This is a genomic window from Stenotrophomonas sp. P5_A8 (genome assembly GCF_056400545.1).
Genome location: NZ_JBFULB010000605.1, coordinates 1 through 908, shown reverse-complemented (window position 1 = coordinate 908; position 908 = coordinate 1). Strand labels below are relative to the sequence as shown.

Annotated in this window: 1 protein-coding gene; it reads left to right on the top strand. The window is 54.0% G+C overall.

Features of this window, described 5'->3' with window-relative positions; translation table 11 throughout:
• The first annotated feature begins 372 nt into the window (after nucleotides 1-372).
• Nucleotides 373-864 (top strand): Druantia anti-phage system protein DruA, encoded by a 492-nt coding sequence (locus AC1DQP_RS21005; RefSeq protein ID WP_457321964.1) that lies wholly within the window; start codon nucleotides 373-375, stop codon nucleotides 862-864.
• Nucleotides 865-908: the final 44 nt, after the last annotated feature.

Below are 908 nucleotides of genomic sequence, written 5' to 3'. Positions count from 1 at the left end.
GGACGGCATTTCAGCGKTGCTCGAATAGTCACGCGTTCCTATTTGCACCTTTCGCGATACGCGAAAGCTCCATTTAAATACTGGTGTATCGAGTTCAAATCCAGGGCGTTATGCGTCAGTGCCGGCCTCTTGTCTTGGTTTCTGAGGTATATCATCAGAACAAGAAGCGAAGGGCTGATCGACGAACGGTTTTGGATGCATGGAGAGAAGGCAGTTCTGAGTTCGGCCGAGCAGGCGGGCCGGGTGCAGTTGTGGCGCTGGACCCACGAATGTCCACGCAGTTCGCAAGAATCCCACCCGAAGTGAAAGAGTCAAACGTAACTAGGGAGGTTTAGGTGAGCGAGGGCGCAATGGTAAAAGAGCCGCAATGGGATGCCGTGGCACCCCATTGGAATGAGGAGCTCCGCTTCACTGCGGATGACCTGCGCCAGCGAATCGAGCTCGTTTGGCGTGTCAGTCAACACTCTATACATTCCGCTGACAAGGACGCGACCGGTCGCCTGGACCTTCGACGCCAAGTCATTCGACGACTCAGTCGACTATGCAGAGCTAAGGCGCAACCCTCTTCGTCATCGAACATACTTTCCTTCTGGCGCGAAGATCCATCCGGAAAAGAATCAACCTGTGGTCGTCCCAGTGGCGGCAGGCCCCCTGGCGGAGCGGCTATTCAGAACAATGCGTGGCTATTGGTCGATGCCATACTCCAAGGGATATGGCAGAAGATTGCGATTTGTCGTCATGGACGCTCACCATGACGTGGTTATTGTGATAATCGGGTTGCATTCGCCAAGTGCAGACTTGGCATGCTGGGATGATTATTTGGGTGTGTCAAAGCCGCAGAAGCTGGCCAAGGACCGTGTGTAGTGAAACAATGATCGACAGAGCCGCTGGCCAAGTGTCTCTATTAG

Coding starts and splice junctions, on each gene's coding strand:
- AC1DQP_RS21005 (WP_457321964.1), top strand. CDS start 373: ATGCCGTGGCACCCCATTGGAATGAGGAGCTCCGCTTCACTGCGGATG.